Below are 26937 nucleotides of genomic sequence, written 5' to 3'. Positions count from 1 at the left end.
AGGAGAAATCACATTCTGTTCCAGTCTTGACCCCACCTCGGCCTCATGCTCTGAGACGCGCATGTTGAAAGCGCTTTATGCCCGTACCATGACCCTCGCAGAGCACCCGCGTGCGCTGTGGTTTCTGGCCATCGTATCATTTGTGGAAAGTTCGGTTTTTCCCATTCCGCCCGATGTTTTGATGATCCCGATGATCATCGCGCGCCCGTCACGGGCATGGCTGATCGCGCTTGTGGCCTTGGTGTCGTCGGTGCTTGGCGGGATGCTGGGCTATGCCATCGGAGCGTTCTTCTACGATTCCATCGGCGCGCCGATCCTGGCGTCACTGGGCAAAGCCGACGCGATGGCCGAATTCAACACCAAGTTCAACGATTTCGGCTTTTGGGCCGTATTGGTCGCCGGGATCACACCGTTCCCATATAAAGTGATCACCATTATGTCGGGCTGGACCGGCATGCCGCTCGCAACGTTCATCACCACGTCGATCATCGCCCGCGGCATCCGATTCTTCCTGGTCGCAGGGTTGCTCTACTACTGCGGCACCCCGATCCGCGACTTCATCGAGCGTCGGCTGGGCCTGACGCTGACCCTGTTCATGGCCGTCCTGATCGGCGGCTTCGTCCTTGTGAGATACCTATGACACGCGCCACCTTTGTCCTTCTCGCCGCTGGCGGATCTCTGGCTTTGCTGGGCGGGGCGTTTATCGCGCAGGCCTTTGGCTGGGCCCCGTGCGCGATGTGCCTTTGGCAGCGCTGGCCCCATGCGGCGGCCATCCTGCTGGGCGCGCTGTCACTGGCCCTGCCCGGCCGTCTTCTGCCGCTGGCTGGCGCATTGGCCGCAGCGACCACTGCCGCGATCGGTGTTTTTCACAGCGGGGTCGAGCGCAAATGGTGGGAAGGTCCGACCAGCTGCACCAGCAGCGGTGACGGGCTCGGCGGACTGACCAGCGGCGAACTGCTGCCCGGCGGCAGTGACGCGCCGGCACTGGTGCTATGCGATACGTTCGAGCCGTTTCTGCTTGGGCTTACGATGGCGAACTACAACGCACTGATCTCGGCAGTGCTGGTGCTGGTCTGGCTCAAGGCCGCGCGCGCATGATCTGAACGCCAACCCGATCTGTCAACAGATCGGCACCGATCCATCAATGGATCGGATCGCGCCCTAAATGTCGCAACGTAACTAGTCTATCAAGACCGAACAGCGCCGCGCCACAGCCCCGATCTGTTGACAGATCGGAACCGATCCATTGATGGATCGGCCCCCTCACCCGGATTTACGGGTCGCGAGCAAAAGACTCGTTTCAGAATGCGCCACCCCGTCAAACCGCCGGATCCGCGCCAGAACATCGTCAAGCGCCTCCAGCGTCTCGGTGCCGATCTCGGCAATCACGTCCCAGCGGCCATTGGTGGAATGCAGCGCCCTGACTTCGGACAGCCCCTGCAATTGCCGCATGATCCGGTCGGTGCCCCGTCCCTCGATTCCGATCATCATCATGCCACGCACCGGGTCGGTCTGAGCATCGGCCTTCAAAACCACCGTAAATCCCACAATCTCACCCTTGCTTTGCAGCCGTTCGAGTCGCGCCCGCACCGTGGTCCGCGACAGGCCAAGCCGAGCCGCAAGATCCGACAGCGACGCCCGTGCATTGTGGCGCAAGGCACCAATCAGTTTTTGATCCGTGGCGTCCATTATGCAGGTTTTCTCCGTCTATCTGGCAAGTGACTGCCCGATACGACCATTTTGATCGCTGCACCACAATCAAATTATCGGCCATAGTGGCTGCAAATCGACATGTGGAGCTTTGCGATGAAACCCAAGACCTGCCTTCTGATCGGTGCCCCTATGGACAGTGGCAAACGCCGCGACGGTTGCCTGATGGGCCCGGATGCCTTTCGCACGGCCGGGCTGGCGCGGGCGCTTAGGGCCCTCGGGCTGAAAGTCATCGACGATGGCAATCTCTCGCCCGCGAGCCACCCCGAAGACAGCGGTGATGGCCGCCTGCACAAGCCGCAGGAAACAATCGCCTGGACCTATCGGCTGATGCGCGAGGCCGAGCAGGCGATGAGCCGCGGCTTGCCAATCTTCCTTGGGGGCGACCACGCCATTTCGCTCGGCACAGTGACCGGAGTCGCCGCCCATGCCGCGAGCAAAGGCCGACCGCAATTCGTGCTCTGGCTGGATGCGCATAGCGATTTCCACACCGCCGAAACTACGACAACGGGCAATCTGCACGGCACCCCTTTGGCCTATGCCACGGGACGCAAAGGATTTTCCGGTTTTCCAAAGGTCACCGCCCCTGTGCCCGAGGAAAACATCTGCATCATCGGCCTGCGCTCGGTCGATCCCGAAGAACGCGCGATGCTGCAAGACAGCGATATCCTCTATCACGACATGCGCGCGATTGATGAAACCGGCATCGGCGCCCCACTTGCGGCCTTCCTTGCCAAAGTCGCCGAGGCGGGCGGCGCGCTGCATGTCTCGCTTGATGTCGACTTCCTCGACCCGTCGGTCGCTCCCGCTGTTGGCACCACCGTGCCCGGCGGCGCGACAATCCGCGAGGCGCATCTGGTGATGGAAATGATCTGCGACAGCGGGTTGATGACCTCGATGGACATGGTCGAGTTGAACCCCTTTCTTGATGAACGCGGCCGCACCGCGCAGTCCATGGTCGACCTTGCCGCCTCGGCCCTGGGCCGGCGAGTGTTCGACCGCCCCACCCGATCCTACCTGTGATGGAGCCCCATTTGAAACCGCTCAAACCCTCTGAATTGGCTCCGTCTGACAAGGCGCTGGTGCCTTTCGTCTCGGTCGACAACATGATGCGGCTGATCCGTCACGTCGGCGTCGAGCCGATGCTGCGTGATCTTGCCGGTTATATCGAAGCTGATTTCCGCCGCTGGGAACTGTTCGACAAGACGCCCCGCGTGGCGTCGCATTCTGATGTCGGGGTGATCGAATTGATGCCGACGTCGGATGGCGAGGCTTATGGCTTTAAATACGTCAACGGCCACCCAAAGAACACGAAGGAAGGCTTGCAAACCGTTACGGCCTTTGGACTTTTGGCGGATGTCTACACCGGATATCCGGTGCTGCTGACCGAGATGACGATCCTCACCGCGATGCGCACGGCGGCCACATCGGCGATGGCCGCGAAATACCTTGCGCCCAAGGGGGCCACCACAATGGCGATGATCGGCAACGGGGCGCAGGCGGAATTTCAGACGCTGGCGATGAAAGCGCTGGTCGGGATCGACACGGTGCGCCTCTATGACACCGACCCGCGCGCCACCGAAAAAGCCGCGCGCAATCTGGCGGGCAAAGGGCTGACTGTGGTGGCGTGCGTGAGTGCCGAAGAGGCGATTGAGGGCGCGCAGATCATCACCACCTGCACCGCCGACAAGCAGAATGCCACCATCCTGACCGACAACATGGTCGGCAGCGGCGTGCACATCAACGCCATCGGCGGCGATTGCCCCGGCAAGACCGAGCTGCACCGCGATATTGTGGCGCGGGCGGATATGTTTGTGGAATTCCCGGCACAGACCCGGATTGAAGGCGAGCTGCAACAGATGCCCGACGACCATCCCTTTACCGAGCTGTGGCAGGTGATCACCGGCGCGGCACAGGGGCGAAAGTCTGCGCAGCAGGTGACGCTGTTTGATTCCGTGGGCTTCGCGATCGAAGATTTCTCGGCCCTGCGCTATGTCCGCGACCGGATCCGGGGCAGCGATTATTACCTCGATCTTGATCTTCTGGCCGATCCGGATGATCCGCGGGATCTGTTTGGGATGTTGATGCGGTCAGAGGGCTGACGTTTGGGGTCGCTGTGATCGGGAACAGAAAGAGGGGCTCTGCCCCCGGCCTTTGGCCTCCCCCGAGGTATTTTTAAACAGAAGAAGACTGGGTCAGTGCGGCCAGTCGACGCGTTCTGCGACCTCGATTTGGCCGCGCAGGGCGTTGCACAGCCGCAGGCGTGTCGCAGATTTGAAGTCGGCTAGGGTGATCTGTTGCTCTTTGAGGGCACCTTGGGCCAGGAGCTCGGCGCGCATGACGCCGGGGAGGACGCCGTCTGAGAGTGGCGGGGTAAGCCAGCGGCCACGGTGTTCGACCAGCAGATTGGTGATTGTGCCTTCGCAGACAAAGCCATGCTCGTTGAGAAACAGCGCCTCGTCGATGCCTTGAGGCAGATTGGCGCGGGTTGTGTCGTAGAGGGCGCGGCGGGTGGATTTGACGCTAAGCCAGGGATCAGAGGCGATGAGACGCTGTGGGGCGACGGCGATGCGCCAGCCGATTGGCGGCGGCGGCACGGCGGCGGAGGTCAATTCAAGGTCGCCGATGGCGTTCAGGGTCAGGCGCAGGCGCAGTGGGGCATCGCCGGTGATTGCGGCGAGGGCGGCATCGAATCTGTCGGGCGTGAAAGGGAAGCCCAAGCGCGCGGCGGATTGCGCCATACGGTCGCGGTGGCGGTGGGCCAGCGCCACGCCCTGCCCCAATCCTTGCCCCGGCTGCCACAGCATGGTTTCGATCAGGCGGGTGCCGTGGGGAATGTCGCGAAACGGGTTTTCCACAGTGCCTCCTCGTATTCGGCCTCGGCGGAGCTGTCCCAGACCAGACCGCCGCCCACGTTCAGCACCGCTTCGCCATCCTCAATCATCAGCGTCCGGATCGCCACGTTGAATTCGGCGCGCCCGTCCGGGGCGGCCCAGCCGATTGAGCCGCAGTAGATGTCACGCGGCGTAGGCTCAAGCGCGCGGATGATCTCCATCGCGCGGATCTTCGGGGCGCCGGTGATCGAGCCACAGGGAAACAGCGCGCGAAAGACCTCGGCCAAGGTGGTGCCGGGGCGCAGTTGTGCCTCGATCTGGCTGACCATCTGGTGCAGGGTCTCGTAGGTTTCGACCTTAAACAGCTCGGGCACCGAAACGCTGCCCGGCGTGGCCAGACGCGACAGATCATTGCGCAACAGGTCGACGATCATCAAGTTTTCGGCTTGGTTTTTCTCGTCACGCGTCAGTCCCTCCCGCAAGGCCCGGTCGTCGGCGGGCGTGGCCCCGCGCGGCGCAGTGCCTTTCATTGGGCGGGTGGTGATGCGGCCGGAGGCATTGATGCGAAAGAACAATTCGGGCGAGCGCGACAGGATCTCGGGGCCGTGGTCTTGTTCGATCAGCGCGCCGTGGGCCACTTTTTGCCGGGCGGCCAGCGCCGCGTAGAGCGCGGCGGTGTCGCCAGTCGCGGGCGCGCGCAAGGGGAAGGTCAGATTGGCCTGATAGATGTCGCCCGCGCCGATCAGATGATGCACCTGATCAAACGCAGCCCGATAGCGGGCCGCGTCCCAATCAGGCCGGAAGGCACCAAGCGTGCTCGGGCTGGTTGGCATATCAGACGCCGGTTCGGGCCGGTCATAAACCCCTAAACACAGCAGCGGCACCCTCCGGCCTTCGGGCATCAACGCGGCCAATTTCGGCTCCAACGCATAGCCGAGTTCATAGCTGGCGTAGCCCGCCACCCAGGCCCCCTTGGCCTGTGCCTCGGACAAATCTGCCAGCGCGGCGGGCACCTCATCGGGCCGCTGCGCAACGATCAGCCGCAGCGGTTGGTCAAACGCCACCGCTGCCCCGTCGGGGCCTTTGTCGAACCGAATGCGCATCGCGTTTTGGTGTCCTTGCCGTCACGCGCCCGCTCTTGCCAAATTCGCGCGGCGAATGCCACGCGAAATCCGGCGTCACCCTGCCAAGCCGCGACATTGCCGCGCAATTTGCCGCAAGTCAGCCTAGGTAATCCGACCGTTGCAGACCATATTTGGCCATCTTTTCGTTCAGCGTCCGGCGTGGCAGGCACAGCTCGTCCATCACCGACGAAATCGAGCCCTTGTGGCGCCGCATCGTATTGTCGATCAACATGCGCTCAAACGCCTCGACATATTCCTTGAGCGGCTTGCCCTCGGTTGTCATCACCGGCTGCATTTCTTCGTGATCGTTCATCAACAGCGAGGCAATCGTGCCCGAGCCGCGCCGCGATTGCAGCACCGCGCGTTCGGCCACGTTGATCAGCTGGCGCACATTGCCGGGCCAAGGCGCCTGCAACAGTTGCGCCGCTTCCTGCGCCGAGACCTCGGGCGTTTCACAGCCGTATTCATCGGCGAATTGCTCGGACAGGCGGGTGAACAGCGTCAGGATATCCTCGCCGCGCTGGCGCAGCGGCGGCACGGTGATCCGCAGCGCGGCCAGACGGTAAAACAGGTTCGGCTTGATCGCATCCTCGGGCGTGCGGTCCTGTTCCTGCATGTTGGAAATCGCAACGATCCGCGTCTCGGCCGGGGTGCCTTGTTCATTGATAAAGTTCAACAAACGCGCTTGGCTCGATTCGCTCAGCGCCTCGACATCCTCAAGCACCAGCGTGCCGCCGCGCGCTTCCTCAACCGCAGGCAGGCGCGCCTCGTCGGGGTGAACCGGGCCAAACAAACGCCGCGCCAGCGCCTCTTCCTCAAGCGCTGCACAGCTGACGAGCACGAATTTCTTGCCCGCCCGCGAGCCGACAGCATGCAGCGCATGCGCCACAAGCGTCTTGCCGGTGCCGGTTTCGCCGTCGATCAGCACATGGCCATCCGCCTGCCCCAGATCGAGGATATCTTCGCGCAGCCGCTCCATCACCGGGCTGGCCCCGATCAGCTTTTTCATCAGCTGGCCGCCATCCGACAGCTCACGCCGCAAAATCCGGTTGTCGAGCGTCAGCCGCCGGGCATTCACCGCCTTCTTGGCCAATTGGCTCATCTGGTCGGGGTTGAACGGCTTTTCGAGGAAGTCGAACGCCCCGAGCCGCATCGCCTCAACCGCCATCGGCACATCGCCGTGACCGGTGATCATGATCACCGGCAGCGCGCTGTCGGTCGACATCAACCGTTTGAGAAACTGCATCCCGTCCATGCCGGGCATGCGGATATCGCTGATCACGATGCCGGGATAGTCCGGCGTCAGCGCCTTAAGCGCCTCTTCGGCGCTGGCAAATGTTTCGGTGTCATACCCCGAAAGCGCCAGCCATTGGCCGATCGATTGGCGCATGTCTTGTTCATCATCGACGATCGCGATCTTCATGAGCTTTGCCATGGTACGCCCTCACCTCTTGTTCGATCAAAATTATTCTGCGGCTTCATTGTCCACAGTATCATCTAGGATGGGCAGTTGCATTTCAAACACCGCACCCGCATCTTCGCCGTTGCGCGCGGTCAAACGACCGCCCAAATCGCTGACAATCCCCGAAGAAATCGCCAGCCCAAGGCCAACGCCCTCGCCCGGCTGTTTGGTGGTGTAAAACGGTTCGAACAGCTCATCGAGATCGTCGATCCCGTGGCCATTGTCACGCACACTCAGGGTTGCCATCTCGCCAAAACCCGAAAGCATCACTTCGATTTGCGGATCGCGCAGGCCCTTGGTGGCATCAAGCGCGTTGCGCAACAGGTTCACCATCACCTGCTCGACACGCACCCGGTCGGCCATCACCCGCACCGGCTGTGGCGGCAGGATCCGCGCGAGGTTCACATGCCGCTGCTTCAATTGCGGTTCCATCATCGCCAGCGCCGAGGACAGCGATTCGCCCAGATCAACCGGGCTGAGGGTTTCGCCGCCTTTGCGGGCATAGCTTTTAAGCTGCCGTGTGATCGCGCCCATCCTATCAAGCAGGTCATCGACCCGCGCAAAAGACGACAGCGCCTCATCCGGGCGGTTGCGATTGATCAACAGCCGCGCGCCCGCCAGATAGGTTTTCATCGCCGCCAAAGGCTGGTTCAACTCATGGCTCACCGCCGCCGACATTTCGCCCAAAGCCGCCAGTTTCGAGCTTTGCGCTAGGGTCTGTTCAGCCACCGCCAACGTCTTTTGCACCCGCTCACGTTCGGCAATTTCGCGTTGCAGGCGGGTGTTCAGCGCCCGCAATTCCGCTGATTCCCGTTGGAACAGCGCCATGCGCACCGCGGTCTTGCGGCTGAGGAAATAGAACGCCAGCGCCAGCAGAATGGCAAAGCCCATGATCTCCATCGCCAAGACCGCATTCACCTTTTCGCGCACGCTGGTATAGGGCGTGAAACTGGCAATGCGCCAGCCGCGAAAGGCAATCCGCCCCTCCATCCGCAGCACCGCCTCGCCTTTGAGATAGGCATCGGCCGGGATGTGCGTCCAGTCGGTGGTGGCGCGCAAAGCGCGTTCGATGGCGCTGTCGGCCGGTTCACGCTTGAGCGCATCGGCCTCGGCCAACCCACGCCAGCGCGGCTCGGTCGCGAGGATGATCACGCCTTCGCTGTCGGTCACAAGCACCGCATCGGCGATCCCCACCCAAGCGCGCTCAAACTTTTGCAGATCGACCTCAACAACAATCACGCCGACCAATTCGCCGTTGCTTTCAATCCGGCGGCTATAGGCAAATTTGTAGCCACCAGCCTCGCGCGGCAGCGCGGAAAACACCGTCGCATTCGAGCGCAGCGCGCCGATGAAGTACGGCTCTTGCCGGTGGATCGAGCCGAGAATATTGCGGTCGGTCGCGGCCACCGCCCGGCCACCGCCATCCAAAAGGATCAACGAAGCCGCGCCGATTTCATCCACGAATGAGATAAGCCGTTGCGTTGATTGCGAATAATCCGCCGAGTTCAACGCCCCGATCAACGCAGGATCGCGCGCCAAAAGCTGCGGCACGATGGAATTGCGCCGCAACTCGGACAGCACGTTGCCGGAATACAGCGCAAGGCGCAGCTCGGCCCGGTTGCGCGTGGTCTCGGTAAAGCGGTCGGTCAGCAGCCGGTTGGTAAACCACACCGTCGTCACCGCCAGCACCAAAAGCGCAAACAGCGCCAAGCGGACACGCCAGCTTAGCGGGCCGCCACGGCGCAACAACCGTTCGCCCGGTCGGGCGCTTCTTCGAGGGGTTTTTTCCATTGCAACGAGTCTACGCCTCTGCCGCCGCCCGCTCAAGCGACAGTGGCGTGATCTCAGGCGGTTACCCGCTCAAGCGCGGCGGCCAGCGCATCAAAAACAGGCTTGCCGTCGCTGTTGCCGTGGCTGGGCTCTGCGGCGCGCTCGGGGTGCGGCATCATGCCCAGCACCCGGCGGTTGCCCGACAGCACCCCGGCGATGTCACGCGCCGATCCGTTGGGGTTGTCGCCATAGCGGAACGCCACCCGATCCTCAGCCTCAAGCTGGTCGAGCGTCGCATCGTCGGCGAAATAGTTGCCATCGTGGTGCGCAATCGGAATCAGGATTTCCTGATCCTTGCTATAGCCTTGGGTAAACACGCTGTCTTCGGTGCCAACGATCAGCGGCACAGAGCGGCAGATGTATTTCAGCCCGGCATTGCGCAGCAGCGCCCCCGGCAGCAGCCCGGTCTCGGTCAGAACCTGAAAGCCGTTGCAGACACCGATCACATAGCCACCCGCCTCGGCGTGTTGCTTTAACTCGCGGCAGATGGGCGAATTGGCAGCAATCGCGCCGCAGCGCAGGTAATCGCCATAGGAAAACCCGCCCGGCACGCCGACGATATCGACGCCCTCAGGCAGCGCATGATCCTTGTGCCAGACCATCGAAACGTCGAAACCCGCCGTTTCAAAGGCCACGGCCATGTCACGATCACAGTTCGATCCGGGAAAGACGAGGACGGCAGCTTTCATCGCGGCACTCCTGAATTAGTCAGCGGTTTGAACGGCTTGCGCCGCTCAGTTCATCTCGATGAGATAGCTTTCGATCACCGTATTGGCGAGTAGCTTTTCGCACATCTCGGTCACTTGCGCCTCGGTCGTGCCCTCGGCCAGATCAAGGTCGATCACCTTGCCCTGACGCACGCCGTTGACCGCGTCAAACCCCAGCGCGCCAAGCGCGTGGCGCACCGCTTCGCCCTGCGGATCAAGCACACCGTTTTTCAGCATCACATGCACACGCGCTTTCATGCCATTCGTCCTTCTTGTCGCCCTCGGGACACCGCCCAAGGGTCTTTCACTTCGTTCAAACCTCAACCATCACCGCAACAACGCGGCGCAATCAGTTGATAAGCTTCGGCTTTTCCATCGGAGTCGCATTGCGCGGCATCACACCCAGACGCGTCGCCACCTCGGTATAGGCGTCGGTCAGCGAGCCGAGATCCTGGCGGAACACATCCTTGTCAAGCTTTTGACCGGTCTTGAGATCCCACAGGCGGCAGCTGTCGGGGCTGATTTCATCGGCCACAACAAGGCGCTGGAAGTCACCGTCATACACCCGGCCGATCTCGATCTTGAAATCCACCAGTTTGATGCCGACGCCGTACATCAGACCGGACATATAATCGTTGACCCGCAAAGCGAGGCTCAGAATATCGTCCATGTCTTGCGGGCTGGCCCAACCAAAGGCAGCGATATGCTCTTCGGTCACAATCGGATCGCCGAGCTTGTCGTCCTTGTAGCAGTATTCCACGATCGGACGCGGCAGGCGGGTGCCTTCTTCGATGCCCAAGCGCTTGCTCATCGAACCGGCGGCAAAGTTGCGCACAATCACTTCCAACGGAATGATTTCGCAGGATTTCACCAGTTGCTCACGCATGTTGAGCCGCTTGATGAAATGGGTCGGTACGCCGATTTCGTTCAGCCCGGTCATGAAATATTCGCTCAGGCGGTTGTTCAACACGCCTTTGCCGTCAATCACATCTTTCTTTTCGGCATTAAACGCCGTGGCATCATCCTTGAAGTACTGCACGATGGTCCCGGGTTCGGGGCCTTCATAAAGAATTTTCGCTTTGCCTTCATAGATCTTCTTGCGACGCGCCATCTCGCGACCTTTCCTGCCAAGGCGCAGCTTGGGGCCGAGTCCCCGCCGCGCGTGCGCCCTCATACGCCATGCTCCGCATTGTCGCAAGCGGACCTCCCCCCTTGCGGCGAAGCGCGCGGGACGGCATATCTTGAACGACCCATTTCGTCACCAGAGGACAGGCCATGACCACATTCGACGACCGCGAGCACGCTTTCGAAGCCAAGTTCGCCCATGACGAGGAAATGAAGTTCAAAGCCGAAGTGCGCCGCAACAAGCTTGTGGGCCTCTGGGCCGCCGGGCTTTTGGGCAAAACCGGCGAGGATGCCAATGCGTATGCCATGGACGTGGTGAAATCAGACTTCGAAGAAGTCGGCCACGAAGACGTGGTGCGCAAGGTTTCGGGCGATCTGGGCGACAAAGCCACCGAAGCCGAGATCCGCACCAAGATGATCGAGGCACTGGCCGAGGCCAAAGGCCAGCTTCTTAAAGAGGTCTGACGCCGCCCCGGCGCGCGTCGATCAAGGCGGCTTTTCGGGGCCGCCTTTTCCATCTCCCGCATACCGCTTGGGTGTGCGGCTCATAATGATCTTGAGAATTATGTATTTGCGCCCTGTCGCGCCCTATGGCATCCGCCGCAGGACCATTTGACAGGAAAGTACCCCCGATGACCGACGCGCTGAGCAAACTTCTGACCGAACGCGATTGGCTGTTGGCCGATGGTGCCACCGGGACCAACCTGTTCAATATGGGGCTGATGTCTGGCGATGCGCCCGAGTTGTGGAACGTCGACGAACCCGAGAAAATCCGCAATCTCTATCGTGGTGCGGTGGATGCCGGGTCTGACATCTTCCTGACCAACACCTTTGGCGGCAACGCCTCGCGTCTGAAACTGCACAACGCGCAGGACCGCGTTCTGGAATTGAACCGCACCGCCGCCGAACTGGGCCGCGAAGTTGCCGATGCGGCCGGTCGCCCGGTGATCGTGGCCGGCTCTGTTGGCCCCACCGGCGATATTATGGAGCCGATTGGCACCCTGTCGCACGCTGTCGCGGTTGAAATGTTCCACGAACAGGCCGAGGGGCTTAAGGCCGGGGGCGCAGATGTGCTCTGGGTTGAGACGATCTCCGCCCCCGAAGAATTCCGCGCCGCCGCCGAGGCCTTTGCCCTCGCCGGTATGCCCTGGTGTGGCACGATGAGCTTTGACACTGCCGGCCGCACGATGATGGGCCTGACCGCTGCCGATATGGTGGCGCTGGCACAGGGTCTGCCCAATCCGCCGCTGGCCTTCGGGGCCAACTGCGGCACCGGTGCCTCGGATCTTTTGCGCACCACGCTAAGCTTTGCGGCGCAAGACCCGGATCTGCCGCTGATTGCCAAGGGCAACGCTGGTATCCCGAAATACGTCGACGGCCACATCCATTACGATGGCACGCCCGAACTGATGGCCGACTACGCGGTCATGGCGCGCAACGCGGGCGCAAAGATCATTGGCGGCTGCTGCGGCACCATGCCCAACCACCTGCGCGCCATGCGCGAGGCGCTGGAAACCCGCCCAGCAGGTCCGCGCCCGACGCTCGATCAAATCGTTGCCGCCATCGGTGGCTTCAGCTCTGAAAGCGACGGGTCCGGCGAAGCCCCGCCCGAAAAGCCGCGCAACCGCCGCCGCAAGCGCGGCTAAGGACACCCACATGACCCGCATGACATCTTGTCGGCCAAGCCCCTGCGCGTCGGTGGCGACGCCGGCGCAAAAGCTGTGCCAACGACGCATGTCAGAACAGCCGCAACTGATCGCCCGGCAAAACCGGTGGCGTGAACAGATCACATCGCAAAGCCGGTGCCTGGCGATCCAATCCCAGTTCGCGGGCCTTGCGTTTGAAACGCGCGGCGATGATCTCGGCATAAGGCCCCTCGCCCCGCATCCTGCGGCCCCAACGGGCGTCGTATTCCTTACCGCCGTGCATTTCGCGCAGCCGCGCCATGATGCGACCGGCCCGACCCGGATAATGCTCGGCCAACCAGGCCTGCCACAGCGGAGACACCTCGCGCGGCAGCCGCAGCATGATCCAGCTGGCGGCATCGGCCCCGGCGTCATGCCCGGCCTGCAAGATCGCTTCCAGTTCGGGATCGGTCAGCGCGGGAACGACGGGCGACACCATCAAGCGCACCGGAATGCCCGCCTCGGTCAGCCGACGGACGGTGGCCAGCCGGCGTTTCGGCCCCGGCACCCGCGGCTCCATCTTGCGCGCCACATCGGCGTCGAGCGTGGTGATCGAAATCCCCACCCGCACCAGCCCTTTGCGCGCCATCGGGGCCAGTATATCAATGTCACGCTCGACCAGCGTGCCTTTGGTGACAATCGCCACCGGGTGATCGCACCCGGCCAAAACCTCAAGACAGGCGCGCATGATCCGGCGGTCCCGCTCAACCGGTTGATAGGGATCGGTATTCGTGCCAATTGCAATCGGGGCAACCCGGTATGCCCCAGCCCGCAATTCGCGTGTCAAAACCTCGGCGGCATTGGGCCGCGCCACCAGCCGCGTCTCAAAATCCAATCCCGGCGACAGGCCAAGATAGGCATGGCTCGGCCGGGCAAAGCAATAAATACAGCCATGTTCGCAGCCCCGGTACGGGTTGATCGAGCGGTCGAACGGCAAATCCGGCGACCGGTTATAGGTGATCAGGCTGCGCGCCCGCTCTTCGCGAACCTCGGTACGGGCGATGGGAAGGTCTTCCTCAATCTCCCAACCGTCATGCCCCGCAACCCGGGCATGCCGCTCATAGCGCCCGGTCTCATTGCGATTGGCCCCGCGTCCGGGGCGGCGGCGCGCATCGATCTCAACTGGCAGGTCATCCATGCCGTCACGATAGAACAAAATCAGAACATCCGCAAACCCTCTGTCACACGCCCCCGGTCAAACGCCGCTTTCGTCGGTCAAAGCGCGATCCATGTCGCAATTTGCCAACAGCACCAGCGGCATTCTGGCCATAGCTGAGAAAACCCGGGCCACCGCAGCCCAACAAAAGGAATCACAAATGTCCGACGAAGAAGACGACATCATCCTTTCGGAACTGGACGACGACGAGCTTGTCCTGCAAATGCACGACGATCTGTACGACGGTCTTCGCGATGAAATCGAAGAGGCCGTCAACATCCTGCTCGGGCGCAAATGGCAGCCCTACGACGTGCTGACCACGGCACTTGTCGGCGGGATGACAATCGTCGGCAAGGACTTCCGCGACGGCATCCTGTTTGTGCCCGAAGTGCTGCTGGCCGCCAACGCGATGAAGGGCGGCATGGCCATCCTCAAGCCGCTTCTGGCCGAAACCGGCGCGCCGCGCATGGGCAAAATGGTGATCGGCACGGTCAAGGGCGACATCCACGACATCGGCAAAAACCTTGTGTCGATGATGATGGAAGGCGCGGGCTTTGAAGTGGTCGATCTGGGGATCAACAACCCGGTCGAAAGCTATCTCGAGGCGATCAAGGCCGAAGAGGCGGATATCCTCGGCATGTCCGCTCTGCTGACCACCACCATGCCCTATATGAAGGTCGTCATCGACACGATGATCGAAATGGGCATTCGCGACGATTACATCGTGCTCGTCGGCGGCGCGCCGCTGAACGAGGAATTCGGCAAAGCAATCGGCGCCGATGCCTATTGCCGTGATGCGGCCGTGGCGGTGGAAACCGCCAAGGAATACGTCGCGCGCAAACACAACCAGATGGCCGGATAAGCCACCATGATCAGCGATGCGACCCTGACCGAAGCGGGCCTTGCCCCCAAAGGCAAGGGCCGCATCCTGCTGATCGCCTGCGGCGCCCTGGCACGTGAGATCCTCGATCTCAAAGCCGCCAATGGCTGGGATCACCTCGACCTGACCTGCCTGCCGGCAAAACTGCACAACACCCCCGACCGGATCACCGACGCCGTGCGCGCCGCCGTGGCCAAGCACCGCGCGGCCTATGATCGGCTGTTCGTCGTTTATGCCGATTGCGGCACCGGCGGCCATCTGCAAGCCGCCTGCGCCGAGATGGGCGTCGAGATGGTCCCCGGCCCACATTGCTACAGCTTCTTCGAAGGCAACGCCGCCTTCGCCGCCCGCGATGAATTCACCGCCTTTTACCTCACTGATTTCCTTGTGCGCCAGTTCGATGCCTTCGTCTGGGAGCCTCTCGGCCTCGACCGCCACCCAGAACTCCGAGAAATGTACTTCGGCAATTATGAAAAATTGGTTTACCAAGCCCAGATCGACGACCCCGATCTGACAGAAAAGGCCAAAGCTTGCGCAGAGCGCCTCGGCCTGCCGTTCGAGCGCCGCTTTACCGGCTACGGCGACCTAAAACCGATCTTCCAAACCCTCACCCCGTGAGTCGGCTGCGGGTCAAGGATCGCGCAGCGACCGCCGAAGGCGGCCAAAGGTCCTTGAGGCGCAGACGACTCGCAGAACACTAGACGAGGCGCGTTCTGGGCAAACCTGCCCCTGAACCGCTTCTCAGCAGCTTAAAGCCAGTGCGCCCAAACGCACCGCCAGAGGCAAAAGCGTCACCCCTCACCCTGCTGAATAAAAGTGCGCGGAAGCGCTCATTTTAACAGCCTCAGCGCGCCGAAAGCCCGTCGCGCAGCACGCCCAGCACCGCGTCACCGGGCACATCCGAAGTCACAAACGCCTCGCCAATTCCACGCGCGAGGATAAACCGCAGCTTGCCGTCGATCACCTTCTTGTCCTGCCCCATCAGGTCCAAAAGCACCTCGGCCGCAGGCAAATCCCCGGCAATATCCGCCAGATCGCATTTCATCCCCATCGCCTTAAGATGCGCGCGCACCCGGCTAGGATCTTCCTGCGAACACAGGCCCAGCCGCGACGAAAGCTCAAACGCCATTGCACAGCCAATCGCCACGCCCTCGCCGTGCAAAAGCCGGTCGGAATAGCCGGTCGCCGCCTCCAAAGCATGGCAAAACGTATGGCCAAGGTTCAACAGCGCGCGGTCGCCCTGTTCGGTCTCGTCGCGCACCACGATCTCGGCTTTCATCTCACAGGACCGGCGCACCGCATGAATGCGCGCACCGTCGTGGCCCGCCGCCATCGCCGGGCCGTTGACTTCAAGCCAGTCAAAGAACGCCGCATCGCCCAGCATGCCGTATTTCACCACCTCGCCATACCCAGCGAGGAAATCGCGCGGCGGCAGGGTTTTCAGCACATCGGTGTCGGCCAGCACCAGCGAGGGCTGGTGAAAGGCACCGATCAGGTTCTTGCCCTGCGGCGCGTTGATCCCGGTCTTGCCACCGACCGAGGAATCCACCTGCGCCAAAAGCGAGGTCGGCACCTGCACAAAGCGCACGCCCCGGCGCAGAACCGCAGCGGCAAAGCCCGCCAGATCACCGATCACTCCGCCGCCAAGCGCCACCACCACATCGCGCCGCTCGACCTTTTGCGCCAAAAGCCATTCAACCGCGCGGGAAAACTCGGGCCAGCTCTTGGTGCTCTCGCCCGGCGGCAACGCCAGCGAAACCATTTCGATCCCCTCGGCGGCCAGCCCGGCGCGCAACCCCTCCAGATGCGCCGCCGCAACGTTTTCATCCGTCAGAACCGCCACGCGGGGCCGCGCCAAAAGCGGCGCGATCTCGGCACCGGCGCGGGCCAGAAGCCCACCACCGATGCGAATGTCATAAGCCCGGTCATCCAGCGGCACATGCACGGTTTCGATCATTGTATCTTCTCCAGAACGTCGGGGCGCGCTTCGAGGTCTTCGATCACCCGGCGCGCCATTTGATCGATCGAATAGGACTTGTCGGCCTTCACATGCACATCCGCCTTGGCGTATTGCGGCACCCGCTTTTCATACAGGTCCTTCAGCGTCGCATAGGGGTCCGCCGTGCGCAAAAGCGGCCGGGTGTCTTTGTGTTTCACCCGCTGCCACAGCAGATCAAGATCCGCATCCAGCCAGACCGCCACGCCCTGATCGGCAATCATCTCGCGGTTGGTGCCCGACAAAAACGCACCGCCCCCGGTCGACAGCACACAGCGCTCGCTTTCAAGCAGGCGACCGATGATCTGGGTTTCCTTGCTGCGAAAGAACGGCTCGCCATCGCGCGAAAAGATCTCCGCGATCGACATATTGGCGGCTTCGACGATTTCAGCGTCGGAATCAAGGAACGAAACGCCCAGCCGCTGCGCCACGGCGCGGCCCACGGCCGTCTTGCCCGCGCCCATCATCCCAACCATCACGATGGTTTTCTTCACCTGCCACTGCATATTCTTGCCGATTTTTGCCGATTGGCTTCAAAATTTCGTATCTCGGACGTGAATGACGTGAACTTGCAAAAAAGGCCAGATATAAGAGGAAAAAAACCGCCGCAGCGGAAACCGTAAAGTTTAAGGCAGAGGCAGTTACACCATGGGACGATTGATCAAGTATCTCTTTTATCTGGCTGTTCTGGCCGGAATCGCGCTGGTGGGCTATGCCTATGTCGGCCCGTATTTTGGCGTCGACTTCTCTCCACCCGCCCAAGAGATTCGCGAACCGGTGGTGCTGGATGCGGGTTAACCGGGTATTTGGCGGGGCAGCGCTGCATTTTGCGCTGATGTCGGCATTGGCGTCGCCGCTGGCGGCGCAAGATCCGTTGTCGGCGATTGAGTGGCTGGATCGACAGCCCTCGGAAGACAGCGATTATGGCCTTGTGCCCGACGCCGCCGCCCTGGCTCCTCCGGTTAAGCGTCCGGTCAAAAATCCGACTAAAGAGCCTGCCGTCACCCGCGATGCCACCAGGCCCGACGTGACGGTCGAACCGCTTGATGCGCCCAATGTCGATGCTGTTGGGCTGTTGCCGCCGCAAGTCACCGGCTTTCCCCAGACCCTGTGGCAAGCGAGCGAAGCCAACAGGCTGGCCGATCTGATCCGCGCGCAGAACGTCGATGGCCAACCGGCGATGCAATCGCTGCTGTTTGCGCTGTTGCTGGCCGAAGCCCTGCCGCCGACAGACACCCGTGGCGATTTTCTTCTGGCGCGCATCGACCGGTTGATCGGCATGGGCGCGGTGGCCCAATCCGCCGAATTGCTGGCCCTCACCGATGCCACCGCCGACCGCGACTTGTTTGCGCGGGTGCTTGACCTGTCGCTGCTCGCCGGTCCTGCTGTCGCGGCCTGCGAAGTGCTCGCGGGGCGGCCCCGGCTTGCCCCTGACCTGAGTGCGCGGGTCTATTGTCTGGCGCTGTCGGGGCGCTGGGAACTGGCGCTCACGACTTTGGAAACCGGCTTTGCCCTTGGCGATGTGACCACCGCGCAATACTCTTTGCTGCTGGGGTTTCTTGATCCCGAATTGGCCGAAGACCTGCCGTCATTGCCGCCCTCGCTGCGCCTGACCCCGTTGGAATTCCGCCTGCATGAGGCCTTGGGCGAGCCGGTGCCGACGCACACCCTGCCCCGCGCCTTTGCCAATGCCGATCTCAACGGTGACAGCGGCTGGAAGGCCCAGATCGAAGCCGCCGAGCGTTTGGTGCGCGCCGGTGCGCTGCCCGAACAGCAGCTGTTTGCCTTTTACACGCTGGGCCGCCCGTCCGCCTCGGGAAGCGTTTGGGACCGGGCCGCTGCAATCCAGCGCTTTGAGCGCGAGTTGGCGGTGGGTGACATGGCCTCGATCAGCACGGCGCTGCGCCGGGTTTGGTCGGTGATGTTTGACGCCGATCTCGCCACGCCGTTTTCGAAATATTATGCCGCTGCCGTGGCCAAACATGAACTTGCTGGCTCGGCTGCGGCGATCAAGCTTCAGATGATCTTGCTGTCGCCTGAGTATGAGACCCTGTCGCGTGGGGTCGAGCCTGCTGGCCTCAGCCACAAATTCGCCGTGGCCGTCGCACAGGGCCAACCCGAGGACGCCCCTGCGCCGAGCCCCCGCGCCCGCGCCATCGCGCAGGGCTTTGCCGGCAAACCGCCCGCGCATTTGCAGGACATGCTAGATGAAAAGCGGCTGGGCGAGGTTATTTTGCGCGCCATGTCGCTGGCCTATCAGGGGCATCTGGGCGACGATGCGGCCCTTTCTGACGCGCTGTCGACCTTCCGTGCCATCGGGCTTGAGGATATTGCCCGCCGCACCGCGTTGCAGGCGCTTTTGCTCACGGCTGAGGGCTGATGCCGGTCGACGACGCGCATATTTCCGCTTTTCTTGAGGCGCAGGCCGCCGAGCTGGGCGCTGCGCACAACACCCTGCTGGCCTATGGCCGAGATCTGCGCGACGTGGCGCAGTGGCTGGCGCACAAAGGCCAGAGCTTCGAGACCGCGCAGCGCGACCATATCGAAGGCTATCTGATCCAATGCGAGGCCGACGGGCTGGCGAAATCCACCCGCGCCCGCAGGCTGTCGGCGATCAAGCAGCTTTATCGCTTTGGCTTTGAGGAAGGCTGGCGCATGGACAACCCTGCGATCCAGATCACCGGCCCCGGCAAGGAAAAGCGCCTGCCCAAGACGCTGTCGATTGATGATGTTGAACGGCTGTTGCAGGCGGCAGAAACCCACGGCCGCACGCGGCAGGACCGGGTGCGCGCGACCTGTCTGATGCAGGTGCTCTATGCCACCGGTTTGCGGGTGACCGAGCTTGTGTCGCTGCCGGTTGCGGCGGTGCGCGGCGATCCCCGACTGATCCTCGTGCGCGGCAAGGGCGGCAAGGAACGGATGGTGCCGCTGTCGCCCCCTGCGCGGGTTGCGCTGACCGAATGGCTGGCGATCCGCGACGGAGCCGAAGAAGACGCGCGCCAAAAGGGCAAACCGCCCTCGCCGTTCCTGTTCCCCTCGCGCGGCAAGGATGGGCATCTGACGCGGCACTGGTTTTTCACGCTGATCAAGTCGCTGGCGGCGCAGGCCGGGTTTTCGGTGGCGGATGTGACCCCACACACCCTGCGCCACGCCTTCGCCACCCATCTGTTGCAAAACGGCGCCGATCTGCGCGCGATCCAGACCTTGCTGGGCCATGCCGATGTGGCCACGACCGAGATCTACACCCATGTGCTCGAAGAACGCCTGCGCGAACTGGTGCTCGAGCATCACCCGCTCGCCCGCGACTAACTCCGGCGCGACTTGCGGCGCAACGCCTCCGGCAGCACATCCTCAGACGGCCAAACCCCGGTTTCGAGCCCAAGCTCATAGCCCTGCGTCAACCCGGCGGCGCGCATCTCGGCTTGCGCCGCCTGCCAGTCATAGGCAAGCGTCTCGATCACCGGCCCATCGGCCCCAAGCACCACAAAGCGTACATCCCGCCCGCCATCATGCGGCGGCATGCCAATCACCCCGGCGTTGATCCAAGCCACCCCGGCGACATCGCGCACAAACGGCAGCCCGCTGTGCCCGGCAACCACGCCATCAACCGGCCCGACAAGCGCTTGCAAGCGCGCGACCTCCTCGGCAAACGCACTCTCAGGCGAGGTGGACCACAAAAACCGGCTGATGTCCGCGACACCGCCGTGAATCACGCCGTAGCGCCGCGCGCCCTGCGTGAACACCGCGATATCCGGCAGTTCCGCCATCCAGCCGCGCATCTCTTCTGTCATCGCCGCATCCGCAAAGCCGTACCAGCCCGCCGACAGCCGATCACAGGTCGAGCCCTCCTCAAAGCCACAGCCGCAATTGCCCGCCCCCTCGGCCAGCTGCTTTTCCACATTGCCCGCAATCACCGCACAGCCCCAATCGCGCACCTCTTTCACAGTGCCCGCCGGATCGCCGCAATAGGCCACCACATCGCCGGTCAAAATGCATGCACTCGGCGGAATTTCGCGCCGCGCGGCCTCGGCCCGCAGCGCCTGTGTGGCGTGGCGATTGGAATACGGCCCGCCAAATAGCAACACCGGCCCCTCGATCCGCCCCAGATCGGCACTCTTCATGCGGCGCTCCCTTGATTGCAGCCGGTTACGGCCCCATAACCCCCAGAGTTCAAGCGAAAGTCAATCTTATGGAACCCTCCCCGCCGCTTCTGGATGGCGCATTCTGGATCACCTCGTCAGCCATCCTGCTGCTGTTGGTGATGTCCGGCTTCTTTTCCGGCTCGGAAACCGCGCTGACCGCCGCCTCGCGCGGCAAACTGCGGGCGCAGGCAGACCGCAACAATCGTGGCGCGCAGCGGGCGCTTAAGATCACAGAAGACAACGAACGCCTGATCGGCTCGGTGCTTTTGGGCAACAACCTGGTCAACATCCTCGCCACCTCACTGGCGACGGCGCTGTTCACCCGCGTCTTTGGCGAAAGCGGCGTGGCGCTGGCGACGCTGATCATGACGCTGCTGGTGCTGATCTTCGCCGAGGTGCTGCCGAAAACCTATGCGATCACCAATGCCGAACGCGCTGCGGCCATCGTCTCGGCCCCGATCGAAATCATCATTCGCGTCTTTTCGCCTATCGTCAGCGCCGTGCGCTTTCTGGTGCGCGGGATGCTCAGCCTGTTTGGCGTGAAAACCGACCCCGACAGCCACATCCTTGCTGTGCGCGAAGAGATTGCCGGCGCGCTGAACCTCGGCCATTCCGAAGGCATTGTGCTCAAGGAAGACCGCGACCGGATTTTGGGCGCGCTCGACCTGTCCGACCGCACCGTCGAAGAGATCATGCTGCACCGCTCGGGCATCGAGATGATAGACGCCGACACCCCGCCGCGCGACATCCTCAACCAATGTCTTGAGAGCCGCCACACCCGCTTGCCGGTGTACAAGAACGACCCCGAAAACATCATCGGCGTGATCCACGCCAAAGACCTGTTGCGCGCAATGTATCGGCTGGTGGATGGCTCGGACAATCAGGCCGGATTGCTCGAAGGCTTTGACGTGACATCGGTCACGATGAAACCCTATTTCGTGCCCGACACCACCTCGCTTGACGATCAGATGCGCCAGTTCCTGCGCCGCCGCACCCACTTTGCGCTGGTGGTCGATGAATATGGCTCGCTCGAAGGGCTGATCACGCTTGAGGACATTCTCGAAGAGATCGTCGGCGAGATCACCGATGAGTTTGACCCTGACGCCGATCATCCGGTGCGCCGTGGTGACGATGGCCATTATCATGTCGACGGTGCCATGACGATCCGAGATCTCAACCGCGCCACCGACTGGAATCTGCCCGACGAAGAGGCCAATACCGTCGCCGGTCTGGTGATCCACGGCGCGCGGATTATTCCGGCGGTGGGTCAGGTGTTCTCGTTCCATGGCTTCCGGTTTGAGGTGACAGGCCGCAAGGACAACCGCGTGACCAAGCTCAAGATAAGCCCGCTGGGGTAATCTGCCCCCAACTGAAAGCCCCTGTGATGTTGCGCCAAAGCGGCCCCTTTCTGATGTCCGCCGCAATGGCGCTGTTTGCGCTTGAGGATATGTTCCTCAAGGCGGCGATGGCACAGGTCTCGGTTGGCATGGGCCTGTTGATTTTTGGCCTCGGCGGCATGGCGGCCTTCCTTGTCTGGGCGCGCCTCAGCGGCCAAAGGCTGTTTCACCCGGCGATCTTTTCCCGCCCGCTGCTGCTGCGCTCGACCAGCGAAGTGCTGGGCCGCCTGTTTTTCACACTTGCCATCGCGCTGGCCCCGCTCTCGCTGGTCTCGGCGATCCTGCAGGCCACACCGCTGGTGGTGGCGCTTGGCGCGGTGGTGTTCTTTGGCGAGGTTGTCGGCTGGCGGCGCTGGCTCAGCATTGTGGTCGGGTTCATCGGCGTGTTGATGATCCTGCGCCCGGGCACCGAGTCCTTCGCCGCCACCAGCCTGTTTGCGGTTCTGGGGATGCTGGGCTTTGCCGGCCGTGATCTGGCCACCCGCGCCAGCCCGCCGTCGATGTCGAACGTCCAGCTTGGCGTCTATGGCTTTCTCTCGCTGATCATTGCCGGTCTGATCATGATTGCTGTCACGGGCCCCGGCCCGCTCCCCGATCTGCCCTCCTCCGCCCACCTGATGGCCGCCACCGCGGTCGGCGTTCTGGCCTACACCTGCCTGACCGCCGCGATGCGGGTGGGCCAGGTCGCAACCACGGTGCCGTTCCGCTATACCCGGCTGGTGTTTGCGATGATCCTCGGCATTGCGGTCTTTGGCGAGCGCCCCGACCTGATGACCCTGCTCGGCAGCGCCGTCATCGTGCTCAGCGGGCTCTACACCCTGTTTCGCAGCACCCGCGCACGGGCCTGACAAACCGCGGCAAATTCCCTACATTTCCGCACCCGCCCCCTTAACATCCCCGCAAGCCCGCCCTATATTGAACCTTGTCCTTCGGGACTATGGACATAAACGCGCTCGTAATAAGCGGTTCGGACCCGGGGGCGGTACCCGGCGTCTCCACCAACCATCCTTCATTTGGGGATCATGGGGACGAAATAGGATCGACGAACGTCTAAAGGGGTATGCTTTGTCTCGGTGAGTTACCACCGTTATCGGTACATTCAAGCTAGTTGCAAATGACAACAAAGCTCCGATGGCGATGGCTGCGTAAGCAGTCCGAACTGTCGAAATCTTAAGTCCTGTCGCTTAGCGGCTTCAGGCGGGGTTCGCAGGTACCTGGCAACAGAAACCTGCACTACCCCCCCATTTGACACCCACTTCGCATAACAGCGCCCTACATCACTGCGCCCATCATCTTGCGCCCAACGTGGCAATGGCGCGTCACGTCCATCTTCTTCGGCTTAAAAATATCCTGGGGGTTTGGGGGCAAAGCCCCCAACCTGTCGACGTGCGAAGGCACGGCGAAAGCCCTCCCGCCACGCCTCCCCCTGCGCCCCAACACCTTGTATCCCCATCCTCCCCCCAGCTATGACCGATCCCAGGAACCGACCCAACAGTCGGGCCAACGAGAGGTCCCGCCCATGACACCGACCAACGCCGACATGCTGCGCGCCTTCGGGCGGATTGGCCTGTTGTCTTTTGGCGGCCCGGCCGCGCAAATCGCGGTGATGCACCGCGAGCTGGTCGAAGACCGGGGCTGGCTCAGCGAGGCGCAATTCCTGCGCGCCTTGGGCTTTTGCATGATGTTGCCCGGCCCCGAGGCGATGCAACTGGCCACCTATGCCGGATGGCGCCTGCGCGGCACCTTTGGCGGGGTGCTGGCGGGGCTGTTGTTTGTGGTGCCGGGGGCGGTGGTGATTGCCGCGCTGGCCGCAATCTATCTCCGCTTCGGCGATGTGCAGGTGGTGCAGACAGTGTTCCTCGGCATCAAAGCCGCCGTGATCGTCATCGTGCTGCAAGCGCTGTGGCGATTGTCGCGAAAGGCGCTGCACGGGGCCGCTGACGTCATCTTGGCCCTCGCAGCCTTCGTCGCGCTGTTCGCGTTCCAGCTGCCGTTTCCGCTGATCATCGGCCTCGCGGCGCTGTACGGTGCCTTGCGCGCGCGCCCATTCCAAGACCCCGCGCCAATGCCACCCGCCGGCAAACCGCCGCTCCTCGCGGTGCCGATCTGGGGCGGGTTGTGGCTGTTGCCGCTGGTGGTGCTCTGGGCGCTCGATATGCCCTTCCTGCTCGATCTGGCGCTGTTCTTTGGCAAACTCGCACTGGTCACTTTCGGCGGGGCCTATGCCGTGCTGGCCTATATGACCCAAGAGGTGGTGCAAGCGCAGGGCTGGATCACCACGGCGGAAATGATCGACGCCCTCGGGCTGGCCGAAACCACGCCCGGCCCGCTGATCCTTGTGACGCAGTTCGTCGGCCATCTCGCCGGATCGCACGCCAACGGCTGGACCGGCTTTGCACTGGCCGGCGCGCTGACGCTGTGGATGACCTTCACGCCGTGCTTCCTGTGGATCTTCGCCGGTGCGCCCTACCTCGAGCAGATCACCGCCCGCCCGCGCATCAATGCCGCGCTCTCGGCGGTGACGGCGGCGGTGGTCGGGGTGATCGCAAATCTCTCGGTCTGGTTCGCCATCGGCGTGCTGTTTGACCAGGCCGCCACATGGTCGGTCGGTCCGGCCACCCTCACCCTGCCCGTGCTCACAAGCCTGGCGCCTGTGGCCCTCGGCCTCTCGGCGCTGGCCGGGGTCGCCCTGTTTGGCCTGCGCCTTTCGGTACCCATCGCATTGGCGGCAACGGCCCTCGCGGCATGGGGTCTGGGCGCTGTTAACCTAATGTGACCCCAGAGTGCGTGACCCTCTTTTGTTTCGATCCGAATCCACTATGATCCAAGAGAGGGTTACGGGAATAAAACATGGCTAGCAGCATCGATTACGGCAACCTCATGCATCGCGCGATGCGCGGACTGATCCGCGAAGTGCTGGATGACGTGGCGGCGCGTGGCCTGCCCGGAGAGCATCATTTTTTCATCACCTTCGACACAACCCACCGCGATGTGCAGCTCGCACAGTGGCTGATCGATCGCTATCCCACCGATATGACGGTGGTGATGCAGCATTGGTACGAAAACCTTGATGTCACTGACGTGGGCTTTTCCGTCACGCTGAACTTTGGCGACGCGCCCGAGCCGCTGTATATTCCCTACGATGCGATCAAGACCTTTGTTGATCCGTCGGTCGAATTCGGCCTGCGCTTTGAGTCGCAAGACGAGGATGACGAACCGGGCCTCGCCGCGCTGGCGGACGATGAGGAAGATGAAAAACCAGCCTCTGACAAAGCCAGCAAAGACGATCATCAAGATGCCGAGGTCGTCAGCCTGGACAGTTTTCGCAAATAACCGCGGGCCGGGGCAAACTGCCACCCGCCTGCGCGTTTGTATTCCGTCGTATACATCATTGAACTCTGCCGGGATTGCGGTATTGAAGGGACAAACCGTCAAGGAGTGCCCCGATGACCGAAACCCGTACAGAAACCGATAGCTTCGGCCCGCTCGAAGTTCCCGCGGACAAATACTGGGGCGCTCAGACCCAGCGTTCGATCCTGAACTTCCCGATTGGCTGGGAAAAACAGCCCATCGCCATCGTGCGCGCGCTTGGCGTGATCAAGAAGGCCTGCGCCATGGCCAACAAAGACTCGGGCAAGCTTGACGCTCGGGTGGCCGACGCGATCATCGAAGCCGCTGGCGAAGTGTACGAGGGTAAGTTCGACGACAACTTCCCGCTGGTGGTTTGGCAGACCGGCTCGGGCACCCAGTCGAACATGAATTCCAACGAGGTGATCGGCAACCGCGCGATTGAAATCCTTGGCGGCACGCTCGGAACCAAAGACCCGGTTCACCCCAACGATCACTGCAACATGGGCCAGTCGTCGAACGACACCTTCCCCACCGCCATGCACATCGCCACCGCGATGACTGCGCATGACGTGCTGATCCCCGGTCTGGAGAAACTCCACGCCGCGATGCAGAAAAAGGTCGAGGAATTTGACGGCATCATCAAGATTGGCCGCACCCACACCCAGGATGCCACCCCCCTGACGCTGAGCCAGGAATTTGGCGGCTACACCCATCAGATCGCGATGGGCATCCAGCGGGTCAAAGACGCATTGGGCCGGATATATGAGCTGGCACAGGGCGGCACCGCCGTCGGCACCGGGCTTAACACCTCGCCGGGCTGGGACACCACGGTTGCTGCCAATATGGCTGAAATCACCGGCCTGCCCTTCATCACCGCGCCCAACAAATTCGAGGCGCTGGCGGCGCATGACGCGATGATCGAAATCTCGGGCGCGCTCAAGGTTGTTGCGGCCTCCTTGTTCAAGATTGCCAATGACATCCGCCTGCTCGGTTCTGGCCCGCGCTGTGGGCTTGGCGAGCTGATCCTGCCGGAAAACGAACCCGGTTCGTCGATCATGCCGGGCAAGGTCAACCCGACACAGTGCGAAGCGCTGACACAGGTTTGCGCGCATGTCTTTGGCAATGACGCCGCTGTCGGTTTCGCCGGCTCGCAAGGCCACTTCGAGCTTAACGTCTATAAGCCGATGATGGCCTATAACGTGTTGCAATCGATGCAGCTTTTGGGCGACTCCGCCTCGGCCTTTACCGATAATCTGGTGGTCGGATTGCAAGCAGACCGCGACCGGATCGAAAAGCTGATGCGCGAGTCGCTGATGCTGGTGACCGCGCTGGCCCCCGAAATCGGCTATGATAATGCGACCAAGGTCGCAAAGACGGCACATAAAAACAAAACCACGTTGAAGGAAGAAGCCGTTGCGCTAGGTTTCGTTGACGAAGAAACATTCGAGCGTGTTGTGCGCCCTGAAAACATGGTTGGCCCGAAGTAAGCTTCTGCGCGACCACGTCACGCCCGGACTGGCCCACCCAGTCCGGGCGTT

Annotated in this window: 28 protein-coding genes and 1 other RNA gene; 17 read left to right on the top strand and 12 right to left on the bottom strand. The window is 62.4% G+C overall.

All coding sequences use genetic code 11. The features are described from left to right. Positions 1–61 precede the first annotated feature (61 nt). Together ACW9UO_RS02075 and ACW9UO_RS02070 are read left to right on the top strand one after the other, a co-directional pair. Positions 62–640 (top strand): YqaA family protein, encoded by a 579-nt coding sequence (locus ACW9UO_RS02075; RefSeq protein WP_457087372.1) that lies wholly within the window; start codon positions 62–64, stop codon positions 638–640. After that, the gene (locus tag ACW9UO_RS02070) at positions 637–1098 is read left to right on the top strand and encodes a disulfide bond formation protein B (RefSeq protein ID WP_457087371.1); all 462 of its coding nucleotides are present in this window, start codon (positions 637–639) and stop codon (positions 1096–1098) included. The genes ACW9UO_RS02075 and ACW9UO_RS02070 overlap by 4 nt, the downstream gene beginning before the upstream one ends. A 165-nt stretch (positions 1099–1263) precedes the next feature. On the opposite strand, the gene ACW9UO_RS02065 is transcribed toward ACW9UO_RS02070, so the two are convergent. Further along, positions 1264–1689: an Lrp/AsnC family transcriptional regulator gene (locus tag ACW9UO_RS02065; protein WP_457087370.1), complete on the bottom strand. Its 426-nt coding sequence runs from the start codon at positions 1687–1689 to the stop codon at positions 1264–1266. 117 nt (positions 1690–1806) lie between these two features. On the opposite strand from ACW9UO_RS02065, the gene rocF reads away from it, so the two are divergent. Continuing rightward, positions 1807–2733, top strand: a complete 927-nt coding sequence (rocF, locus tag ACW9UO_RS02060) for an arginase (protein WP_457087369.1) — start codon at positions 1807–1809, stop codon at positions 2731–2733. Between the two features lie 83 nt (positions 2734–2816). Then, a complete protein-coding gene (locus tag ACW9UO_RS02055) occupies positions 2817–3812 on the top strand; it encodes an ornithine cyclodeaminase (RefSeq protein ID WP_457088588.1) in 996 nt (331 codons plus the stop codon). 93 nt (positions 3813–3905) lie between these two features. Here ACW9UO_RS02055 and ACW9UO_RS02050 read toward each other — a convergent pair whose 3' ends face one another. The 7 genes from ACW9UO_RS02050 to purC all read right to left on the bottom strand — a co-directional run bounded on the left by ACW9UO_RS02050 (position 3906) and on the right by purC (position 10778). Then, positions 3906–4568 carry an aminotransferase class IV family protein gene (locus tag ACW9UO_RS02050; RefSeq protein ID WP_457087368.1) on the bottom strand — a complete coding sequence of 221 codons (663 nt, stop codon included), beginning with the start codon at positions 4566–4568 and terminating at the stop codon, positions 3906–3908. After that, the gene (locus tag ACW9UO_RS02045) at positions 4526–5647 is read right to left on the bottom strand and encodes an aminodeoxychorismate synthase component I (RefSeq protein WP_457087367.1); all 1122 of its coding nucleotides are present in this window, start codon (positions 5645–5647) and stop codon (positions 4526–4528) included. The genes ACW9UO_RS02050 and ACW9UO_RS02045 overlap by 43 nt, the downstream gene beginning before the upstream one ends. A 118-nt stretch (positions 5648–5765) precedes the next feature. Then, positions 5766–7103, bottom strand: coding sequence for a sigma-54-dependent transcriptional regulator (locus ACW9UO_RS02040; protein WP_457087366.1), 1338 nt, complete (start codon positions 7101–7103; stop codon positions 5766–5768). A 30-nt stretch (positions 7104–7133) separates the two neighbouring features. Further along, positions 7134–8921 (bottom strand): sensor histidine kinase, encoded by a 1788-nt coding sequence (locus tag ACW9UO_RS02035; RefSeq protein WP_457087365.1) that lies wholly within the window; start codon positions 8919–8921, stop codon positions 7134–7136. Positions 8922–8974: 53 nt separating this feature from the next. Further along, positions 8975–9649, bottom strand: a complete 675-nt coding sequence (purQ, locus tag ACW9UO_RS02030) for a phosphoribosylformylglycinamidine synthase subunit PurQ (protein ID WP_457087364.1) — start codon at positions 9647–9649, stop codon at positions 8975–8977. Positions 9650–9694: 45 nt separating this feature from the next. Next, positions 9695–9925: a phosphoribosylformylglycinamidine synthase subunit PurS gene (gene purS / locus ACW9UO_RS02025; protein WP_457087363.1), complete on the bottom strand. Its 231-nt coding sequence runs from the start codon at positions 9923–9925 to the stop codon at positions 9695–9697. Positions 9926–10016: 91 nt separating this feature from the next. Then, complete coding sequence (gene purC / locus ACW9UO_RS02020) at positions 10017–10778, bottom strand: phosphoribosylaminoimidazolesuccinocarboxamide synthase (protein WP_457087362.1); 762 nt, start codon at positions 10776–10778, stop codon at positions 10017–10019. A 164-nt stretch (positions 10779–10942) separates the two neighbouring features. On the opposite strand from purC, the gene ACW9UO_RS02015 reads away from it, so the two are divergent. Next, positions 10943–11257, top strand: coding sequence for a DUF1476 domain-containing protein (locus ACW9UO_RS02015; RefSeq protein ID WP_457087361.1), 315 nt, complete (start codon positions 10943–10945; stop codon positions 11255–11257). 167 nt (positions 11258–11424) lie between these two features. Continuing rightward, positions 11425–12438, top strand: coding sequence for a betaine--homocysteine S-methyltransferase (gene bmt, locus ACW9UO_RS02010; RefSeq protein WP_457087360.1), 1014 nt, complete (start codon positions 11425–11427; stop codon positions 12436–12438). Between the two features lie 91 nt (positions 12439–12529). Here the strand turns inward: bmt and ACW9UO_RS02005 are convergent, their stop codons facing one another. Further along, positions 12530–13615, bottom strand: coding sequence for a PA0069 family radical SAM protein (locus tag ACW9UO_RS02005; protein ID WP_457087359.1), 1086 nt, complete (start codon positions 13613–13615; stop codon positions 12530–12532). A gap of 178 nt (positions 13616–13793) precedes the next feature. On the opposite strand from ACW9UO_RS02005, the gene ACW9UO_RS02000 reads away from it, so the two are divergent. Both ACW9UO_RS02000 and ACW9UO_RS01995 read left to right on the top strand, forming a co-directional pair. After that, on the top strand, positions 13794–14495 hold the full coding sequence (locus tag ACW9UO_RS02000; protein ID WP_457087358.1) for a corrinoid protein: 702 nt from the start codon (positions 13794–13796) through the stop codon (positions 14493–14495). Between the two features lie 6 nt (positions 14496–14501). Beyond that, entirely contained in the window at positions 14502–15131 is a 630-nt protein-coding gene (locus tag ACW9UO_RS01995) for a DUF1638 domain-containing protein (protein WP_457087357.1), read from the top strand. Between the two features lie 226 nt (positions 15132–15357). Here the strand turns inward: ACW9UO_RS01995 and aroB are convergent, their stop codons facing one another. Together aroB and ACW9UO_RS01985 are read right to left on the bottom strand one after the other, a co-directional pair. Beyond that, entirely contained in the window at positions 15358–16470 is a 1113-nt protein-coding gene (gene aroB / locus ACW9UO_RS01990; RefSeq protein ID WP_457087356.1) for a 3-dehydroquinate synthase, read from the bottom strand. After that, entirely contained in the window at positions 16467–17015 is a 549-nt protein-coding gene (locus ACW9UO_RS01985; protein ID WP_457087355.1) for a shikimate kinase, read from the bottom strand. Before ACW9UO_RS01985 ends, aroB begins: the two co-directional genes overlap by 4 nt. Before the next feature lie 142 nt (positions 17016–17157). Between ACW9UO_RS01985 and ACW9UO_RS01980 the strand changes: the two genes are divergently transcribed. The 3 genes from ACW9UO_RS01980 to ACW9UO_RS01970 are packed head-to-tail and all read left to right on the top strand — an operon-like array spanning position 17158 to position 19818. Next, positions 17158–17307 (top strand): hypothetical protein, encoded by a 150-nt coding sequence (locus ACW9UO_RS01980; RefSeq protein ID WP_457087354.1) that lies wholly within the window; start codon positions 17158–17160, stop codon positions 17305–17307. Further along, positions 17297–18889 carry a hypothetical protein gene (locus tag ACW9UO_RS01975; protein WP_457087353.1) on the top strand — a complete coding sequence of 531 codons (1593 nt, stop codon included), beginning with the start codon at positions 17297–17299 and terminating at the stop codon, positions 18887–18889. Before ACW9UO_RS01980 ends, ACW9UO_RS01975 begins: the two co-directional genes overlap by 11 nt. Further along, positions 18889–19818 carry a site-specific tyrosine recombinase XerD gene (locus ACW9UO_RS01970; RefSeq protein ID WP_457087352.1) on the top strand — a complete coding sequence of 310 codons (930 nt, stop codon included), beginning with the start codon at positions 18889–18891 and terminating at the stop codon, positions 19816–19818. Before ACW9UO_RS01975 ends, ACW9UO_RS01970 begins: the two co-directional genes overlap by 1 nt. On the opposite strand, the gene ACW9UO_RS01965 is transcribed toward ACW9UO_RS01970, so the two are convergent. Next, positions 19815–20630, bottom strand: coding sequence for a metallophosphoesterase family protein (locus ACW9UO_RS01965; RefSeq protein ID WP_457087351.1), 816 nt, complete (start codon positions 20628–20630; stop codon positions 19815–19817). The genes ACW9UO_RS01970 and ACW9UO_RS01965 overlap by 4 nt on opposite strands. A 68-nt stretch (positions 20631–20698) precedes the next feature. On the opposite strand from ACW9UO_RS01965, the gene ACW9UO_RS01960 reads away from it, so the two are divergent. The 6 genes from ACW9UO_RS01960 (at position 20699) to fumC (ending at position 26886) form a co-directional block, all read left to right on the top strand. Continuing rightward, positions 20699–22009, top strand: coding sequence for an HlyC/CorC family transporter (locus tag ACW9UO_RS01960; protein ID WP_457087350.1), 1311 nt, complete (start codon positions 20699–20701; stop codon positions 22007–22009). A 26-nt stretch (positions 22010–22035) separates the two neighbouring features. Then, entirely contained in the window at positions 22036–22896 is an 861-nt protein-coding gene (locus ACW9UO_RS01955; RefSeq protein ID WP_457087349.1) for a DMT family transporter, read from the top strand. A 36-nt stretch (positions 22897–22932) separates the two neighbouring features. Next, positions 22933–23283: a transfer-messenger RNA gene (gene ssrA / locus ACW9UO_RS01950) on the top strand. Between the two features lie 284 nt (positions 23284–23567). Beyond that, positions 23568–24824 (top strand): chromate efflux transporter, encoded by a 1257-nt coding sequence (gene chrA / locus ACW9UO_RS01945; protein ID WP_457087348.1) that lies wholly within the window; start codon positions 23568–23570, stop codon positions 24822–24824. A 74-nt stretch (positions 24825–24898) separates the two neighbouring features. Beyond that, positions 24899–25381, top strand: a complete 483-nt coding sequence (locus ACW9UO_RS01940) for an SspB family protein (RefSeq protein WP_457087347.1) — start codon at positions 24899–24901, stop codon at positions 25379–25381. Positions 25382–25494: 113 nt separating this feature from the next. After that, entirely contained in the window at positions 25495–26886 is a 1392-nt protein-coding gene (fumC, locus tag ACW9UO_RS01935; RefSeq protein ID WP_457087346.1) for a class II fumarate hydratase, read from the top strand. Positions 26887–26937: the final 51 nt, after the last annotated feature.

Source organism: Marinovum sedimenti (assembly GCF_054052205.1).
The sequence above is the reverse complement of the archived record's forward strand: the minus strand, read 5'-3'. Positions and strand labels throughout refer to the sequence as shown.

What these genes read in the sequence shown, in the direction of transcription:
- ACW9UO_RS01980 (WP_457087354.1), top strand. Translation starts at nt 17,158, where the DNA reads ATGGGACGATTGATCAAGTATCTCTTTTATCTGGCTGTTCTGGCCGGA.
- ACW9UO_RS02045 (WP_457087367.1), bottom strand. Translation starts at nt 5,647, where the DNA reads ATGCGCATTCGGTTCGACAAAGGCCCCGACGGGGCAGCGGTGGCGTTT.
- ACW9UO_RS01985 (WP_457087355.1), bottom strand. Translation starts at nt 17,015, where the DNA reads ATGCAGTGGCAGGTGAAGAAAACCATCGTGATGGTTGGGATGATGGGC.
- ACW9UO_RS01955 (WP_457087349.1), top strand. Translation starts at nt 22,036, where the DNA reads ATGTTGCGCCAAAGCGGCCCCTTTCTGATGTCCGCCGCAATGGCGCTG.
- ACW9UO_RS01970 (WP_457087352.1), top strand. Translation starts at nt 18,889, where the DNA reads ATGCCGGTCGACGACGCGCATATTTCCGCTTTTCTTGAGGCGCAGGCC.
- purS (WP_457087363.1), bottom strand. Translation starts at nt 9,925, where the DNA reads ATGAAAGCGCGTGTGCATGTGATGCTGAAAAACGGTGTGCTTGATCCG.
- fumC (WP_457087346.1), top strand. Translation starts at nt 25,495, where the DNA reads ATGACCGAAACCCGTACAGAAACCGATAGCTTCGGCCCGCTCGAAGTT.
- ACW9UO_RS02075 (WP_457087372.1), top strand. Translation starts at nt 62, where the DNA reads ATGTTGAAAGCGCTTTATGCCCGTACCATGACCCTCGCAGAGCACCCG.
- ACW9UO_RS02035 (WP_457087365.1), bottom strand. Translation starts at nt 8,921, where the DNA reads ATGGAAAAAACCCCTCGAAGAAGCGCCCGACCGGGCGAACGGTTGTTG.
- ACW9UO_RS02065 (WP_457087370.1), bottom strand. Translation starts at nt 1,689, where the DNA reads ATGGACGCCACGGATCAAAAACTGATTGGTGCCTTGCGCCACAATGCA.
- ACW9UO_RS01960 (WP_457087350.1), top strand. Translation starts at nt 20,699, where the DNA reads ATGGAACCCTCCCCGCCGCTTCTGGATGGCGCATTCTGGATCACCTCG.
- ACW9UO_RS01995 (WP_457087357.1), top strand. Translation starts at nt 14,502, where the DNA reads ATGATCAGCGATGCGACCCTGACCGAAGCGGGCCTTGCCCCCAAAGGC.
- ACW9UO_RS02000 (WP_457087358.1), top strand. Translation starts at nt 13,794, where the DNA reads ATGTCCGACGAAGAAGACGACATCATCCTTTCGGAACTGGACGACGAC.
- ACW9UO_RS01965 (WP_457087351.1), bottom strand. Translation starts at nt 20,630, where the DNA reads ATGAAGAGTGCCGATCTGGGGCGGATCGAGGGGCCGGTGTTGCTATTT.
- ACW9UO_RS01975 (WP_457087353.1), top strand. Translation starts at nt 17,297, where the DNA reads ATGCGGGTTAACCGGGTATTTGGCGGGGCAGCGCTGCATTTTGCGCTG.
- rocF (WP_457087369.1), top strand. Translation starts at nt 1,807, where the DNA reads ATGAAACCCAAGACCTGCCTTCTGATCGGTGCCCCTATGGACAGTGGC.
- ACW9UO_RS01940 (WP_457087347.1), top strand. Translation starts at nt 24,899, where the DNA reads ATGGCTAGCAGCATCGATTACGGCAACCTCATGCATCGCGCGATGCGC.
- chrA (WP_457087348.1), top strand. Translation starts at nt 23,568, where the DNA reads ATGACACCGACCAACGCCGACATGCTGCGCGCCTTCGGGCGGATTGGC.
- ACW9UO_RS02070 (WP_457087371.1), top strand. Translation starts at nt 637, where the DNA reads ATGACACGCGCCACCTTTGTCCTTCTCGCCGCTGGCGGATCTCTGGCT.
- ACW9UO_RS02040 (WP_457087366.1), bottom strand. Translation starts at nt 7,103, where the DNA reads ATGGCAAAGCTCATGAAGATCGCGATCGTCGATGATGAACAAGACATG.
- ACW9UO_RS02005 (WP_457087359.1), bottom strand. Translation starts at nt 13,615, where the DNA reads ATGGATGACCTGCCAGTTGAGATCGATGCGCGCCGCCGCCCCGGACGC.
- ACW9UO_RS02015 (WP_457087361.1), top strand. Translation starts at nt 10,943, where the DNA reads ATGACCACATTCGACGACCGCGAGCACGCTTTCGAAGCCAAGTTCGCC.
- bmt (WP_457087360.1), top strand. Translation starts at nt 11,425, where the DNA reads ATGACCGACGCGCTGAGCAAACTTCTGACCGAACGCGATTGGCTGTTG.
- aroB (WP_457087356.1), bottom strand. Translation starts at nt 16,470, where the DNA reads ATGATCGAAACCGTGCATGTGCCGCTGGATGACCGGGCTTATGACATT.
- purQ (WP_457087364.1), bottom strand. Translation starts at nt 9,649, where the DNA reads ATGAAAGCTGCCGTCCTCGTCTTTCCCGGATCGAACTGTGATCGTGAC.
- purC (WP_457087362.1), bottom strand. Translation starts at nt 10,778, where the DNA reads ATGGCGCGTCGCAAGAAGATCTATGAAGGCAAAGCGAAAATTCTTTAT.
- ACW9UO_RS02055 (WP_457088588.1), top strand. Translation starts at nt 2,817, where the DNA reads ATGATGCGGCTGATCCGTCACGTCGGCGTCGAGCCGATGCTGCGTGAT.